The sequence below is a fragment of the Pseudarthrobacter sp. fls2-241-R2A-127 genome, assembly GCF_030209355.1.
Lineage (GTDB): Bacteria > Actinomycetota > Actinomycetes > Actinomycetales > Micrococcaceae > Arthrobacter.
The window spans coordinates 74,962-90,334 of record NZ_JARVSF010000005.1 but is presented as its reverse complement, the minus strand read 5'-3'; the positions used below and the strand labels follow the sequence as shown (position 1 = coordinate 90,334).

The 15,373-nt window shown below is 66.6% G+C and carries 12 protein-coding genes; 4 read left to right on the top strand and 8 right to left on the bottom strand.

What is annotated here, in order from left to right:
- Positions 1-151: 151 nt before the first annotated feature.
- Genes QRN53_RS02925 through glnA form a run of 3 tightly spaced genes read right to left on the bottom strand, consistent with a single transcriptional unit; the run spans position 152 to position 5,048 of the window.
- A complete protein-coding gene (locus tag QRN53_RS02925) occupies positions 152-697 on the bottom strand; it encodes a GNAT family N-acetyltransferase (RefSeq protein ID WP_285242526.1) in 546 nt (181 codons plus the stop codon).
- Positions 687-3,698 carry a bifunctional [glutamine synthetase] adenylyltransferase/[glutamine synthetase]-adenylyl-L-tyrosine phosphorylase gene (locus QRN53_RS02920; protein ID WP_285242525.1) on the bottom strand — a complete coding sequence of 1,004 codons (3,012 nt, stop codon included), beginning with the start codon at positions 3,696-3,698 and terminating at the stop codon, positions 687-689. Before QRN53_RS02920 ends, QRN53_RS02925 begins: the two co-directional genes overlap by 11 nt.
- A 9-nt stretch (positions 3,699-3,707) precedes the next feature.
- Positions 3,708-5,048 carry a type I glutamate--ammonia ligase gene (glnA, locus tag QRN53_RS02915; protein WP_285242524.1) on the bottom strand — a complete coding sequence of 447 codons (1,341 nt, stop codon included), beginning with the start codon at positions 5,046-5,048 and terminating at the stop codon, positions 3,708-3,710.
- Positions 5,049-5,325: 277 nt separating this feature from the next.
- Here glnA and panB point away from each other — a divergent pair, with 277 nt between their 5' ends.
- Positions 5,326-6,216 carry a 3-methyl-2-oxobutanoate hydroxymethyltransferase gene (panB, locus tag QRN53_RS02910; RefSeq protein WP_285242523.1) on the top strand — a complete coding sequence of 297 codons (891 nt, stop codon included), beginning with the start codon at positions 5,326-5,328 and terminating at the stop codon, positions 6,214-6,216.
- A 175-nt stretch (positions 6,217-6,391) separates the two neighbouring features.
- On the opposite strand, the gene QRN53_RS02905 is transcribed toward panB, so the two are convergent.
- Positions 6,392-6,556: an SPOR domain-containing protein gene (locus QRN53_RS02905; protein ID WP_285242522.1), complete on the bottom strand. Its 165-nt coding sequence runs from the start codon at positions 6,554-6,556 to the stop codon at positions 6,392-6,394.
- A 122-nt stretch (positions 6,557-6,678) separates the two neighbouring features.
- Between QRN53_RS02905 and map the strand changes: the two genes are divergently transcribed.
- Both map and ppgK read left to right on the top strand, forming a co-directional pair.
- Positions 6,679-7,557 carry a type I methionyl aminopeptidase gene (map, locus tag QRN53_RS02900; RefSeq protein WP_285242521.1) on the top strand — a complete coding sequence of 293 codons (879 nt, stop codon included), beginning with the start codon at positions 6,679-6,681 and terminating at the stop codon, positions 7,555-7,557.
- A 111-nt stretch (positions 7,558-7,668) separates the two neighbouring features.
- Positions 7,669-8,472 carry a polyphosphate--glucose phosphotransferase gene (ppgK, locus tag QRN53_RS02895; RefSeq protein ID WP_018763570.1) on the top strand — a complete coding sequence of 268 codons (804 nt, stop codon included), beginning with the start codon at positions 7,669-7,671 and terminating at the stop codon, positions 8,470-8,472.
- Positions 8,473-8,523: 51 nt separating this feature from the next.
- Here the strand turns inward: ppgK and nrdR are convergent, their stop codons facing one another.
- From nrdR to QRN53_RS02880, 3 genes are all read right to left on the bottom strand, one after another.
- The gene (gene nrdR, locus QRN53_RS02890; protein WP_285242520.1) at positions 8,524-9,024 is read right to left on the bottom strand and encodes a transcriptional regulator NrdR; all 501 of its coding nucleotides are present in this window, start codon (positions 9,022-9,024) and stop codon (positions 8,524-8,526) included.
- 147 nt (positions 9,025-9,171) lie between these two features.
- Positions 9,172-10,545, bottom strand: a complete 1,374-nt coding sequence (gene hisD / locus QRN53_RS02885) for a histidinol dehydrogenase (protein WP_285242519.1) — start codon at positions 10,543-10,545, stop codon at positions 9,172-9,174.
- Between the two features lie 4 nt (positions 10,546-10,549).
- A complete protein-coding gene (locus QRN53_RS02880; protein WP_285242518.1) occupies positions 10,550-11,080 on the bottom strand; it encodes a hypothetical protein in 531 nt (176 codons plus the stop codon).
- Between the two features lie 125 nt (positions 11,081-11,205).
- On the opposite strand from QRN53_RS02880, the gene QRN53_RS02875 reads away from it, so the two are divergent.
- Entirely contained in the window at positions 11,206-11,706 is a 501-nt protein-coding gene (locus QRN53_RS02875; protein WP_285242517.1) for a flavin reductase family protein, read from the top strand.
- Positions 11,707-11,796: 90 nt separating this feature from the next.
- On the opposite strand, the gene dnaE is transcribed toward QRN53_RS02875, so the two are convergent.
- A complete protein-coding gene (gene dnaE / locus QRN53_RS02870; protein WP_285242516.1) occupies positions 11,797-15,354 on the bottom strand; it encodes a DNA polymerase III subunit alpha in 3,558 nt (1,185 codons plus the stop codon).
- Positions 15,355-15,373: the final 19 nt, after the last annotated feature.

Below are 15,373 nucleotides of genomic sequence, written 5' to 3'. Positions count from 1 at the left end.
TCCAGACGTGCTGAGACCGGGAGCCGGACCCCCTGACGAATGCCCCCCGAGACGAAGACTCAGTACAGCCTTCCCCCCAACAAGGTTGAAGAACACCGCCAATCCACATGATCGGGCAAACGCTTGCTGAACGCAATGCCGGTCCGGCGCGTTACGGCTGCGCCACGCCGCCAAAACGGTGGAACATTGTCCGTTGCGGCCCGGCGGATCCACCCAGGTATTGTCCGGCATCGGTGAAACCGGCGCGCCGGTAGGCAGCCAGGCCGGCCAGGTTTGCCTCGTTGACGGACAGGACGACGCCGGCCTCGCCGCTTCTGTGCCGAGCCGTGAGCCGCCGGGCGGCGTCGACAGCGGCAACCGCGGCGAGGGTCCCAAGCCCCTTGCCTTGGTGCCTGCGGTCGATGAGGAACCCACGGAGCAGCCAGGCTGAATGATCGTCGGGCCAGCCGGCCAGCCCTGCAGCGCCCAGCTGGAGCGTCAGCACCCCGACAGCTGCCCCGAAGGCTTCCACCACGTACGGGTGCCTGGATTCCTCTTCCAGCCCTGCCAGCGCCATCCGCAAGGGGTCGCCGACGAAGCGCTCCTGGCCTGGCTGCAACTCCAGGCCGGCGACGGCGCCGAGCTGGATGGCACGGGCGTCCGGGTCGAGCTCGCCCAGCGGGATGAGCCAGACCCATCCCGGGGCCTCACTGGCCATAGAAGACGCGTTCAAAGACCGCCCGGGCCCGCCGGCTCACCCTCAGGTAGTCCTCCTCCAGCGCTGCGGCGCGGCCCGGCTCGTAGCCGCACCAGCGCGCCACGGCTTCCAGGTCCCGGCGGGAGGACGGCAAGAGGTCCGAGGCCTTGCCGCTCCAGATGACGTTGGCGGACCGGATCCGGCTTGCCAGCCGCCAGGCTTCGGCCAGGAGCCGCGCGTCGGCGTCGTCAAGCAACCCAAGGTCCGCCGCGGCGGACAGGGCCTCCAGCGTTGACGTGGTCCGCAGTTCCGGATTCCTGCCGGCGTGCTGGAGCTGCAGCAGCTGCACCAGCCACTCGACGTCGCTCAGGCCCCCTCGGCCCAGCTTCAGGTGGCGTGCGGGGTCGGCACCGCGCGGCAGCCGCTCCGATTCCACCCTGGCCTTGATGCGCCGGATCTCGCGCAGGTCCTGGTCGGATACCGAGGCCGGGTACCGGATGGGATCGATCAGCTCAAGGAAATCGGCAGCGAGGGTATCGTCTCCGGCCATCGGGCGTGCCCGCAGGAGTGCCTGCGCCTCCCAAATCAGGGACCACCGGCGGTAGTACTCCGCGAAGGAGTCCAGGGAACGCACCATGGCCCCGTTTTTGCCCTCCGGCCGGAGGTCGGCATCCATCTGGAGCACGCGTTCGGCCATGATGGCCGGTTTCAGCGGCTGGGTGAGCAGGCTGGAGATCTTTGCCACGAGGCGGGTGGCCTGCTCCTGGGCCTCGGCCTCCGTGAAGCCGGGGAGGGCCCGGTGCACGTACATGACGTCGGCGTCGGAGCCATAGCCGATCTCCCGGCCGCCCTGACGGCCCATGGCCACCACTAGGACGGTGGTCTTGAGCGGGCCGCCGGCCGACACTATTCCCTCCGCCACCCTGAGCGCGCCCAGGACGGCGGCGCGGTCTGTGTCCGCCAGGGCACTGCCCACCTGGTCCTGGTCCAGCAGGCCGGCCGAATCGGCGATGGCAATGCGCAGGATCTCCCGGCGCCGGATCAGCCGGATCAGGCGCATGGCACTCTCCGGGTCCGCGTGCCGGGACATCTTGGCGGTGATCTCCTGCCATTGGGCTTCAAAGCCCACCGGAACGAGGTCCTTGTCCTGCCCCAGCCATGCCACGGACTCCGGCGACACTTCCAGCAGGTCGGCGATCAGCCGGGAGTTGGACAGCATGTGGCACAGGCGCTCAGCGGCAGCGTTGGAGTCCCGCAGCATGCCCAGGTACCAGTGCGTGGTGCCCAGCGCCTCGCTGACGCGCCGGAAGGCGAGCAGACCGGCATCGGGGTCCACCCCCTCCGCCAGCCAGTCCAGCAGGATGGGCAGCAACTGCCGCTGGAGCGCCGCGCGGCGGCTGACACCGGCCGTCAAAGCCTCGATGTGGCGCATCGCCCCCTGCGGGTCCCGGTAGCCGAGGGCGGCGAGCCGCCCCTGGGCGGCTTCCGGCGTCAGCTTTGCATCTTCGGTGCTGAGCTTGGCCGCGGTGTTCAGCAGCGGCCGGTAGAAGATGCGCTCGTGCAGTTCCCGGACCGAGCGTTTGGTCCGCTGCCACGCGGACAGCAGCGCATCGGGTCCGGGCCGCTCGTTGGAGAACGGTCCCAGCACGGCCTTGGCCAAGGACCGCAGGGCCGGTTCCGCCACCGGCATGAGATGGGTGCGGCGCAACTGGAACAGCTGGATCCGGTGTTCCAGCAGGCGAAGGTACCGGTAGGCATTGTCGAACGCGGCGGCGTCAGACCGCCCGATGTAGCCCCCCGCGGACAGCGCGGCGATCGCTGAGGTGGTGTCCCGGCGTCGTAATGTCTCATCAGCCTTGCCGTGCACCAGTTGAAGCAGCTGGACGGTGAACTCGACGTCCCGCAGGCCGCCGCGCCCCAGCTTGATCTGCCGTTGCTCCTCCGCGGGCGGAATGTGCTCGGTCACCCTCCGCCGCATGGCCTGGACGGACTCAACGAAGCCTTCGCGCCCCGCCGAATTCCAGATCAACGGCGCCACGGCTTCCTCGTACTTCCGGCCCAGCGCGGCATCACCGGCCATGGCCCGCGCCTTCAGCAGTGCCTGGAATTCCCAGCTTTCAGCCCATCTGGCGTAGTACGTTTCGTGCGAGGCGAGGGTGCGGACCAGCGGACCGGACTTTCCTTCCGGACGCAGGTTCGCATCCACCTCCCACAGCCCGGGCTCCCGGGCCACCGACGAGATGGCCCTCGAAATGCCGCTGGCCAGGGCGGTACCGATGGTGTTGGCGTGCGCGTCATCCAGGCTGCCGGCGTCCACCACGTAGATGACGTCGACGTCGGAAATGTAGTTCAGCTCGCGGGCTCCGCATTTGCCCATGCCGATGACGGCGAGGCCGACGTCGGCGACGTCGGCAACGCCGAACTGGCCGGCTGCCTCGGCGCGGGACACTGCGACGGCGGCTTCGATCGCGGCTGCGGCCAGGTCTGCCAGTTCACGGCCCACCGACGGCAGGAAGTCCAGCGGATCTGCGGCGCAGAGGTCCTTGACGGCGAGGTCCACCAGCCCGCGCCGGTACGCCGTGCGCAAGGCGGCATAGGCGTCGACGCCGGTCACGGCGGCGACGGGACGGGCGGCGCGCGGGTCGGCTCCGACTGATTGCAGGAGCGCGGCCCGCAGTTGTTCAGGCTCGGCGGGCAGCGGTTCGGGACTGGCCCGGACCCAGAAAGCGTCCAGGTGCTCGGGGTGCCTGATCAGGAACTCCCCCAGCGCCTCGGAGGCGCCCAGGACCCGGTACAGCGGTTCGCTGGACTCCGGGTCGGCGGCTGCCAGGTCCCGGAGCTGCGGGTGCTTTTCGATCAGCCGGACCAAGGACTGGAGGGCTGTATCCGGGCTGGCCGCAAGCTGCAGCCCGGCGAAGAGCCTGTCCTGGTCGAGCCCCTCGAGCTCGCGCGCGGCCAGGAACCGTTCGCTCTTCTCCAGGTCGCTGAATCCGGCCGAAATGAGCCGGCGTGCCAGGCTCACTCCGGGCACCTAGAGGATGCCGAGGTTGCGCTGCAGTTCGTAGGGCGTCACCTGCAGGCGGTAGTCCTGCCACTCTGCCCGCTTGTTGCGCAGGAAGTGCTCGTAGACCTGTTCGCCCAGGATCTGCGGCATCAGTTCGGAGTCTTCCATCGAACGAATGGCGTCGTGCAGGCTGGCCGGGAGCGGATCGTGGCCCATGGCACGGCGTTCAGCCGAGCTCAGCGACCAGACGTCGTCCTCGGCGGCGGCCGGCAGGTCGTAGCCTTCCTCTATGCCCTTCAAGCCCGCACCGAGCAGGACAGCGTAGGCCAGGTAGGGGTTGGCGGCCGAGTCGATCCCCCGGTATTCGATCCGGGCAGACTGGCCTTTGCCCGGCTTGTACAGCGGCACCCGGACCAGGGCGGAACGATTGTTGTGCCCCCAGCTCAGGTAGCTCGGAGCCTCGCCGCCACCCCAGAGTCGCTTGTAGGAGTTGACGAACTGGTTGGTGACGGCGGTGAACTCCGGGGCGTGCTTGAGGATGCCGGCAATAAACTGCCGGGCCGTCTTGGACAGCTGGAACTCGGCGCCGGCTTCGAAGAACGCGTTGCTGTCGCCCTCGAACAGGGAGAAGTGCGTGTGCATGCCGGAACCGGGGTGGTCGGTGAACGGCTTGGGCATGAAGGTGGCGTACGTGCCCTGCTGCAACGCCACTTCTTTGATGACGGTTCGGAACGTCATGATGTTGTCCGCGGTCTGCAGGGCGTCGGCGTAGCGGAGGTCGATCTCGTTCTGTCCGGGTCCGGCCTCGTGGTGGCTGAACTCCACGGAGATGCCCACCGATTCCAGCATGGTTACCGCCGTGCGGCGGAAGTCCTGGGCCACGCCGCCCGGGACGTGGTCGAAGTAGCCGCCCTCGTCAACCGGCACCGGCGATCCGTTTGGGCCCGGTTCCTGGGACTTCAGCAGGTAGAACTCGATTTCCGGGTGGGTGTAGCACGTGAAGCCCATGTCCGCGGCCTTGGCCAGCGTGCGCTTCAGGACGTTGCGGGGGTCCGCTGCGGACGGCTCGCCGTCGGGGGTGAGGATGTCGCAGAACATGCGTGAGGTCTGTTCCGTCTCGCCGCGCCAGGGCAGGATTTGGAACGTGGACGGATCGGGCTGGGCCAGCATGTCGGATTCGAAGACCCGGGCCAGGCCTTCGATGGCCGAGCCGTCAAAGCCAAGCCCTTCTTCGAAGGCACCCTCGACTTCGGCAGGCGCCAAGGCCACGGACTTCAGCGATCCCACGACGTCGGTGAACCACAGGCGCACGAAACGTACGTCGCGCTCTTCGATTGTGCGCAGGACAAACTCTTGCTGGCGGTCCATGATGGCCTCTTCTCCGGTCAACGTCCATGCTCCGGGGCCCGCGGGTAGGGGGAAGCCGGCAGCAGTTCACCAACACTGTACTAAGCATTCGGCGCCGATGCTTGAGCCTGCGCCGTGCGTAACACAGCATTAACCTGCGGAGCCGCCCGGAGGGCGTCCTGGCGCGGTCCACCGTGGTGCGTCCACGACGTTCCGGCCCGTCCGCTATGACGCTAATCACCTTTGCCCGAACCGGCTGCGGTAGAAAGCACGGCAGGTCCCGCACTACGCTCATCCCATGGCCACCAGCAACAGCTCCGACTCCAGCGCGTCCGCCGAAGTACCCGCCCCCTACGGCAGCGGACCCGGTCAGGATGCAGCGGCCGGGCGGAAACCAGCCAAGGTCCGGATCCACCACCTGCAGCAGGCCAAGCGCGACGGCACCAGGTTCGCCATGCTCACCGCCTACGAGCAGTACACAGCTGAGATCTTTGACGCTGCGGGCATCGAATTGCTGCTGGTTGGTGATTCGGCCTCGAACAACGTGTTCGGCAATGAAACCAGCCTTCCCGTCACCGTGGACGAACTGTTGCCGCTGTGCCGCGCCGTCGCCAGGTCCGCGGAACGCGCCATGGTGGTCGCGGACCTGCCTTTCGGCAGCTACGAGGTCAGCGCCGAACAGGCCGTCGCCACCGGCGTCCGCTTCCTGAAGGAAGGCCTGGCGCATGCGGTGAAAATCGAGGGCAGCGCGTATTATGCCCCAACGGTGCGCGCAATGGTGCAAGCAGGCATCCCGGTGATGGCCCACATCGGCTTCACCCCGCAGAGCGAGCACGCACTGGGCGGATACCGGGTGCAGGGCCGGGGCGACGACGCACAGCGGCTGATCGACGACGCCCGCGCCCTCGCCGACGCAGGCGCGTTCTGCGTGCTCATGGAAATGGTCCCGGCCGACACCGCGGCCGCCGTGGACGCCGCTGTGGACGTCCCCACCATCGGCATTGGGGCGGGAAACGCGACCACGGGCCAGGTCCTTGTCTGGCAGGACATGGCGGGCCTGCGGGGCGGCCGGATGGCGAAGTTCGTCAAGCAGTACGCGGACCTGCGCACAACCTTGCTGGAGGCGGCCACCGCCTACGGCGACGACGTCCGGACAGGCCAGTTCCCCGGCCCGGAGCATTCCTTCTAAACTTTCACCTTCGGCCGGACGGCACCACGGAACCGGCGACTGACGGATATGCATGGATGACCCGCGGCGTCAGGACGGTACTCCGGAAGCGGACGTCAAGGTGAGGCCGCCAGCGGCCGAGGCAGTCCGCGGAGGAATGCCGTCAAAACGGCCTTGCGCCCTGACGCCAAACTGTTCAGTCGTCGTCGCCCTTTTCCCAGGCCTCGTTGCGCGCCTTGACTTTCTCGATGGCGTGTTCGGCTTCTTCACGGGTCTTGTAGGGCCCAATGAGCTGGCTCCAGTCCGAGAGCCGGTCTTCTTCCACTTCGTGGGTGTTGATGTTGAACCAGTACTCAGTCATCGTTGCTCCTCGTTCCGGCGACAGGGAAGCCGCGGGGTGATCCACGTAACACAAACACTTACGTGCGTCCTCCGCCGCTTGTCGGTTGTTAGGCGTTCTGCGGTGCCTTATATGATCAATCTATGCCTTCCCTTGCCTCTACTGCACCCACCGGCACCCTCACCCCGGGTACCGTGGGCCCGCAGCGTTCCGTCCCGGCGTCCATCCCCCGTCCGGAGTACGTCGGCAAGCCTGCCCCCGCCAAATTCACCGGTTCGGAGGTCAAGTCCGCCGAGACGATCGAAAAGATCCGTATCGCCGGACGCATCGCGGCCCAGGCCATCGTGGAGGTCGGCAAGCACATCCAGCCCGGCGTCACCACCGATGAGCTGGACCGGGTGGGTCACGAATTCCTGCTGGACCACCACGCGTACCCGTCCACGCTCGGATACCGCGGATTTCCCAAGTCCCTGTGCTCGTCCCTGAACGAGGTCATCTGCCATGGCATCCCGGACAGCACGGTGGTCCAGGACGGTGACATCCTGAACATCGACATCACGGCTTTCATCAACGGTGTCCATGGCGACACGAACTTCACGTTCCTCGTGGGCGACGTGGATGAGGAATCCCGGCTCCTCGTCGAACGCACCCAAGAGTCGCTCAACCGGGCCATCAAGGCCGTGGCACCAGGGCGGGAAATCAACGTGATCGGCCGTGCCATCCAGTCCTACGCCAAGCGTTTTGGCTACGGCGTGGTGCGCGACTTCACCGGCCACGGCGTCGGCGAAGCGTTCCACACCGGGCTGATCATCCCGCACTACGATGCCGCCCCCGCCTACAACACCGTGATCGAAACCGGAATGGTGTTCACGATCGAACCGATGCTCACCCTCGGCACCGTGGAGTGGGACATGTGGAGCGACGACTGGACCGTGGTGACCCGGGACCACAAGCGCACCGCCCAGTTCGAGCACACCCTGCTGGTCACCGAGACCGGTGCGGAAATCCTCACCCTGCCGTAGTCTGTCCCCTGCCCGCACACGGCATCTGCTGCCGGTGCAGGCCCACCACCTGTTGTGGGGGCGCCCCAGGGCGCCCCTTCCCTGCCCGCCCCAGCCTAGAACGGAATCCCATTGGCCAAGAAGGACGAGAAGTCGCACAAGAACGCACCACTGATCGGCATCGACATCGGCGGTACGGGCATCAAGGGCGGCATTGTCGACCTGAAGAAGGGCAAGCTGCTCGGTGAACGGTTTCGGGTTCCTACCCCGCAGCCCGCCACCCCCGAAGCGGTTGCCGAGGCAGTGGCCCTCGTGGTCGCCGAACTCTCAGCGCGCCCCGAGGCCCCGGAAGCCGGCTCCCCCGTGGGCGTGACCTTCCCGGGCATCATCCAGCACGGCGTGGTCCACTCTGCGGCCAATGTGGACAAGAGCTGGCTGGACACGGACATCGATGCCCTCCTCACGGAGCGGCTGGGCCGCCCTGTGGAGGTCATTAACGACGCCGACGCCGCCGGGCTGGCCGAAGCCCGGTACGGTGCCGGTGAGGGCGTCGCAGGCACCGTCCTGGTCATCACCCTGGGCACCGGAATCGGCTCCGCCTTCATTTTCGACGGGAAACTGGTACCGAACGCGGAACTGGGGCACCTGGAAATCGATGGCTTTGATGCCGAATCGAAGGCGTCCGCCGTGGCCCGGGAACGGGACGGGCTGTCATGGGACGAGTACAGCGTGCTGCTGCAGCGCTATTTCTCGCATGTCGAGTTCCTGTTTTCTCCCGAGCTGTTCATCGTCGGCGGCGGAATCTCCAAGCGCGCGGACGAGTACCTTCCCAACCTCAAGCTCAGGACCCCGATCGTCCCGGCCGTCCTGCGGAACGAGGCCGGAATCGTGGGCGCGGCGCTGGAAATCGCGCTGCAGCACAAACTCACCAAGTAAAGGTGGTGCCGGTGGCGGCTGCGGCTTCCCCTCCGCTGCCGCCACCGGAGCTTAGAGCGGGCTCTTCTCGGAGCTCTTCGGGCCGGCAGCGCCCTTGGCGCCTGCATTGGCCTCACGGCGGAGCAGGGCGATAGCCGATTCGAAGTCCTCAAGGGACTCGAACGCCTGGTAGACGCTTGCAAAGCGCAGGTACGCTACTTCGTCCAGCTTCTGGAGGGGTCCGAGGATGACCAGTCCTACCTCGTGCGCATCGATTTCGGCGGCGCCGGAGGAGCGGATCTGTTCTTCCACTTCCTGGGCCAGCATTGCGAGGTCGTCTTCGCTGACCGGCCGGCCTTGGCATGCTTTACGGACGCCGTTGATCACCTTGCTGCGGCTGAACGGCTCGCCCACGCCTGAGCGCTTGATGACGGAGAGGCTGGTGGTTTCAACGGTGGTGAACCGGCGGCCGCAATCGGGACACTGGCGCCGGCGTCGGATGGCCGAGCCGTCGTCGGCCATCCGGCTGTCCACGACGCGGGAGTCGGGGTTGCGGCAGAACGGACAGTACATGGCGTTTCCCCTTTCCCTTCCGGCGTCGAACAGCAACGAAGCCGGCAGCACCGTTGGGCGGGCTGCGATCCCAGTTTACGGCTGCACCACGGGTAATAACAAGCCTGTAATTACTATATGTAGTACCCTGCGGCCTATATGTAGTGGCTAGCCCCGGACCGGAAACCGCGCCGTGACGGCGTCGCCGTGGGCGGGCAGGTCCTCGGCGCGGGACAGGCTTACGATATGGCCGCTGACCTCCGCCAATGCCGCGCGGCTGTAGTTGACCACCTGGATGGCGCGAAGGAATGTGGTGACGTTCAGTCCGGATGAGAAGGCTGCGGTCCCGCTGGTGGGCAGGACGTGGTTCGAACCTGCGCAGTAGTCGCCCAGGCTGACCGGGCTGTAGTCCCCCACGAAGATCGCGCCGGCATTCCGGATCCGGGCGGCCACGGAAGCGGCGTCACGCGTCATGATCTCAAGGTGCTCGGCGGCGTACGCGTCGCAGGCGGCGATTCCCTGCTCCAGGTTGTCCACCAGCACGACGCCGGACTGGGGACCGGACAGCGCCTCGCGGACCCGGGCGGAGTGCTTGGTGGCGGCGGCCTGCCGTTCGAGTTCGTCGCGTACCGCGGTGGCCAGCGGCTCCGAATCGGTGACCAGGACCGATGCCGCCTTGGGGTCGTGCTCGGCCTGGCTGAGCAGGTCCGCGGCCACCAGCGCCGGCTGGGCGGAGTCGTCGGCAAGGATGGCGATCTCGGTGGTTCCCGCCTCCGAATCGATGCCCACCACACCTTTGACCAGGCGCTTGGCGGTGGCGACGAAGATGTTGCCGGGCCCGGTCACCACGTCCACGGGCTCCAGCGCGGGGCCGGCGTCGCCGGCGTCCACACCGTAGGCGAATGCGGCGATGGCCTGCGCCCCGCCGATGCCGTAGACCTCAGTGATTCCCAGGAGTGCAGCCGCCGCGAGGATGGTGGGGTGCGGCAGGCCACCGAACTCCTTCTGGGGCGGCGAGGCGAGGGCAATGGATTCAACGCCGGCAGCCAGGGCCGGCACCACGTTCATGATCACGGACGATGGGTACACGGCCAGGCCGCCGGGGACGTACAGTCCCACGCGCGCCACGGGGACCCAGTTCTGGCTGACGACGGCGCCGTCGCCCAGTTCGACGTCCACGTTGCGGGGCCGCTGCCGATCGGCGAATTTCCGTGCCCGGCTGATGGATTCCTCCAGTGCTGCCCGCACGTCCGCATCAAGCCCGTCCAGGGCTGCGGTGAGCGCTGCCCGGGGAACCAGCGGATGGCGCTGCTCGACGCCGTCGAACCTCTCCGCAAGGTCCGACAACGCAGCGAAACCGCGCCGCCGGACGGCAGCGATAATGTCCAGGACCTTTTCTTCGGCATCCGCCACAGTCTGGCCCTTGGCGCGGGGAACAGCGGCGCGCAAGGCCGCGAGGGTCAGGGTGCGGCCGCGAAGGTCGATAGTGCGGAAGTCGACGGCGGTTGTCGCGGTGGCGGAAGGCTGCGGTGAAGTGGTCACCGGACTATTTTACGGCGCTGTTGCCGCCCGCTGTTCCGCCGCCGCTGCCGGCAGGTTTCCGGCCTGCCATCCCTGCCACCTCCAAAACGAAGACCGAGACCGCCGTGGCGGCTGGCCACAGCAGCAGCACCGGCAACGCCCGGAGCGAGAAGGCGACGCTGGCATTGACCGAGGTGTCCACCGCCGGACCCCAGAGGCGTGCCGCGAGGATGCCGGTTCCCCAGGCGGCCAGGCTGCCGGCCACCGCTCCAACCAGGCCTGCCAGGAGCGCCGTTTGGGGGTCGGGACGCTTGCCGTCGGCCAGGAACACCGCCAGCAAGCAACCGGCCAGCACCATGATCCCGGCGAGCGTGAGGTCCCGTGGCAGCCACACCAGCGGAGCCGTCCCTGATGCCAGCGAGGGGTTCCGGGTGATCAGGTTCAGTCCGCCCGGGGCGAGCAGCCACCAGAGGAGCCCGGCCGGAACGCCTGCCGCCGCCGGGACCAGCAGCAGGGACCAGGGCAGCCGCCGCGCGGGGCGGCCAAAGTTCATCATGAGAGACACCTTAACAAAGGTTCCTGCGGAGCCCCGCAGGGGTTCCGCAGATGCGTGTTTTCCCGCCTGGCCCGCGGGCCAATACGCTTGGGGAAAGAGATATGCCACTTAGTGCAGGAGTTCCGGTGACCGACAACAGCGAGCCCTTTGAGCAGACGTTCAGGGAGATGTTCCGGCGGCATGCCGCGGGCGTCGCCATCATCACCGTGAACTACCAGGACGAGCCGTACGGGTTCACCGCCACGTCGGTGGCCTCGCTGTCCGCCAAGCCGCCGCGCTTCACGTTCAACATGGCACGCAGTTCTAGGTCGTGGCCCGCCGTTGCCAACACCAAGTTCCTGGGAGTCCACATGCTGGGCCTGGAAAACCAGGAACTGGCGGCCCGGTTCGCCCGGCCGGGCAACCGGTTCGAGGGGAACCACTGGGAAATCGGGCCCCACGGGGTGCCCATCTTGAAGGATGTGGCCGGCTGGCTGATCGGCGAGGTGCAGATGCGCCTGTCCTTCGAAAACAACGCCGTGGTGGTGGTCCAGGTGGTGGACGGCCAGGTGGGCGGCGACAGTGCGCCGCTGCTGTACCACGGGGGCGCCTACGGGCAGCCGGTCCCGCTGGACTACGAAATCTAGCGGGCCCGCCCATGGCCCCGGGCCCCAGTGCCCGGGGCGAAAGGCGCGGACGACGCCGGAAGCCGGCTTCCGGCGTCGTGCCCGCCTGCGTCAGGCGTCCAGGCAGGCCGGGCCCAGCAGCACTTTCAGGTCACCGAACAGGGACGGGCTGGGGTTCACCCTCAGGTGGACCGGCAGGCCCATGATTTCGGTGCGGGTGTCGCCCTGGAGGTGGAGCCGCACCTCCGAGTTGCCCCGGTGCGTGCGGAGCACGTCCCCCAGTTCCGTGACAACGGCTTCGGTGGCCTTGTAGGTAGGCATGGTGATGACCAGCGGCCCGTGCAGGCCTTCGCTCAGGTCCGGAACGGACAATTCCATGCAGTTCAGGGTGATCGCGCCGTCGTCGCGCTTTTGCAGGCGGCCCTTGACCACCACGATCAGGTCTTCGGCAAGGACCGAGGCGATCGGTCCGTAGACTTGGCCGAAGAACATCACTTCGATGGAACCGCCCAGGTCCTCGATCTCGGCCCGGGCATAGGCGTTGCCGCTGGCCTTGGCGATCCGGCGGCTCAGCGAGGTGATCATGCCGGCGATGGTAATGATGGCGCCGTCCTGCGGGCCATCTTCGCCGATGATGCTGGTGATGCTCATTTCCGCGTGCTGGGCCAGGAGGCCTTCGAGCCCCTGCAGCGGGTGGTCCGAGACGTACAGGCCCAGCATGTCCCGCTCGAAGGACAGCTTGTCCTTTTTCTCCCACTCGGGAAGGTCCGGGATCTCGATGCTGAGCGACGCTTCCGATTCGGCTTCCTCAAAGCCGGCAAAGAGGTCGAACTGGCCGATCGCCTCGTTCCGCTTCAAAGTGATGACGGAGTCGATGGCCTCTTCGTGGATCATGGCCAGCGCGCGGCGGTGGTGGCCCAGGGAGTCGAAAGCCCCGGACTTGATCAGGGACTCGATGGTCCTCTTGTTGCAGACCACCGCCGGAACCTTCATGAGGTAGTCCTTGAAGGAGGTGTAGGCGCCTTCGCTCTCGCGCGCGGTGACCATCGCCTCCACGGCGTTGGCACCCACATTGCGGATGGCACCCATGCCGAAGCGGATGTCATTGCCCACCGGGGTGAAGTTCAGTGCCGACTCGTTGACATCGGGCGGAAGCACCGTGATGCCCATGCGGCGGCACTCGTTCAGGTAGATGGCCGATTTGTCCTTGTCGTCACCGACGGAGGTCAGGAGCGCTGCCATGTACTCGGGTGCGTAGTGCGCCTTCAGGTAGGCGGTCCAGTAGGAGATGACCCCGTACGCGGCCGAGTGGGCTTTGTTGAAGGCGTAGTCGGAGAAGGGCAGGAGGATGTCCCAGAGGGTCTTGACAGCTTCCATGGAGTAGCCGTTGTCCTGCATGCCTTGGGAGAAGCCGGCGAACTGCTTGTCCAGTTCCGACTTCTTCTTCTTGCCCATGGCGCGCCGGAGGATGTCTGCCTGGCCCAGCGAGTAGCCCGCCAGTTTCTGTGCCACGGCCATCACCTGCTCCTGGTACACGATCAGGCCATACGTTCCACCGAGGATCTCCTTGAGCGGTTCCTCCAGTTCCGGGTGGATGGGAATGACTTCCTGGATCCCGTTTTTGCGCAGCGCGTAGTCGGTGTGGGCGTTGGCGCCCATGGGGCCGGGCCGGTAGAGCGCCAGCACGGCGGAAATGTCTTCGAAGTTGTCAGGCTTCATGAGCTTGAGCAGGGACCGCATCGGGCCGCCATCGAGCTGGAACACGCCCAGGGTGTCGCCGCGGGCCAGGAGCTCGTAGGACGGGGCGTCGTCGAGCTCGAGGTTTTCCAGGTCCAGCTCGATGCCGCGGTTCATCTTGATGTTTTCGAGGGCGTCGGAAATGATCGTCAGGTTCCGCAGGCCCAGGAAGTCCATCTTGATCAGGCCAAGGCCCTCGGACGTCGGGTAGTCGAACTGGGTGATCACCTGGCCGTCCTGGAAGCGGCGCATGATGGGGATGACGTCGATGATGGGGTCCGAGGACATGATGACGCCGGCGGCGTGCACACCCCACTGGCGCTTCAGGCCTTCGATGCCCAGTGCCGTCTCGAAGACCTTGGCGGCTTCCGGGTCGGTGGCGATCAGCTGCCGGAAGTCGCCGGCCTCGCTGTAGCGCTTGGCTTCGGGGTTCTGGATGTCCGCGAGGGGAATGTCCTTGGCCATCACGGCAGGAGGCAGGGCCTTGGTCAGCGTCTCGCCCATGCTGAACGGGTAGCCCAGGACGCGGGAAGAGTCCTTGAGTGCCTGCTTGGTCTTGATGGTGCCGTAGGTGACGATCATGGCGACGCGTTCGTCACCGTACTTGCGGGTCACGTAGTCGATGACTTCCGAGCGGCGCCGGTCATCGAAGTCGACGTCGAAGTCGGGCATGGAAACGCGGTCCGGGTTCAGGAAGCGTTCGAAGATCAAGCCGTGGCGCAGGGGGTCGAGGTCGGTGATGCGCATGGCGTAGGCCACCATGGAACCCGCACCGGAGCCACGGCCGGGGCCAACGCGGATGCCGTTGTTCTTGGCCCAGTTGATGAAGTCCGCAACCACCAGGAAGTAGCCCGGGAATCCCATGGACGTGATGACGCCGAGCTCGTAGTCCGCCTGCTTGCGGACCTCGTCCGGAATGCCGCCCGGGTAACGGTACTGCAGGCCCTTGTCCACTTCCTTGACCAGCCAGGACGTCTCGTCCTCGCCGGGAGGGCAAGGGAACCGGGGCATGAAGTTGGCGTTCGTGTTGAAGGACACTTCGCAGCGCTCGGCGATCAGCAGGGTGTTGTCGCAGGCGTCCGGGTGGTCGCGGAAAAGCTCGCGCATCTCCTGCGGGGACTTGAGGTAGTAGCCGCTGCCGGAGAACGCGAACCGTGAGCCGCCGTTGTCGTAGGTGGGTTCGAGCAGCGTGGAGCCGGACTGGATGGCCAGCAGGGCCTCATGGGCTTTGGCATCGTGCTCGTGGGTGTAGTGGAGGTCGTTGGTGGCCACCAGCGGCAGGTTCAGGTCCTTGGCGAGCCTCAGGAGGTCGCCGGTGACCCGCCGTTCAATATCCAGTCCGTGGTCCATCAGCTCGCAGAAGTAGTTTTCCGCGCCGAAGATGTCCCGGAATTCGGCGGCCGCTTCCAGCGCTTCGCGGTACTGGCCGAGCCGGAGCCGGGTCTGCACCTCGCCGGAGGGGCATCCGGTGGTGGCGATCAGCCCTTCGGAGTAGGTGTTGAGGAGTTCGCGGTCCAGCCGCGGCCACTTGCCGAACACGGAATCAAGGGAGGCGATGGAAGAGGCACGGAAGAGATTCCGCATGCCAACGTTATTGTAGCTCAGGAGCGTCATGTGGGTGTAGGACCCACCGCCGGAGACGTCGTCCTTGCGCTGGGATTCCTCGCCCCAGCGGACGCGTTCCTTGTCCGTGCGGGCCGTGCCGGGGGTTACGTAGGCTTCGACCCCGATGATCGGCTTGATGCCCTTGTCCGTGGCCTTGCGCCAGAAATCGAACGCACCGAACAAATAGCCGTGGTCGGTGGTGGCCAGGGCCGGCATGCCCAGGCGTTCGGTTTCATCGAACAGCTCGCCCAGGCGGGCAGCTCCATCCAGCATGGAATATTCGGTGTGGGTGTGCAGGTGGACAAACGAATCTTTGCTGGAACTCACCGCACCATTCTAAGCGCTG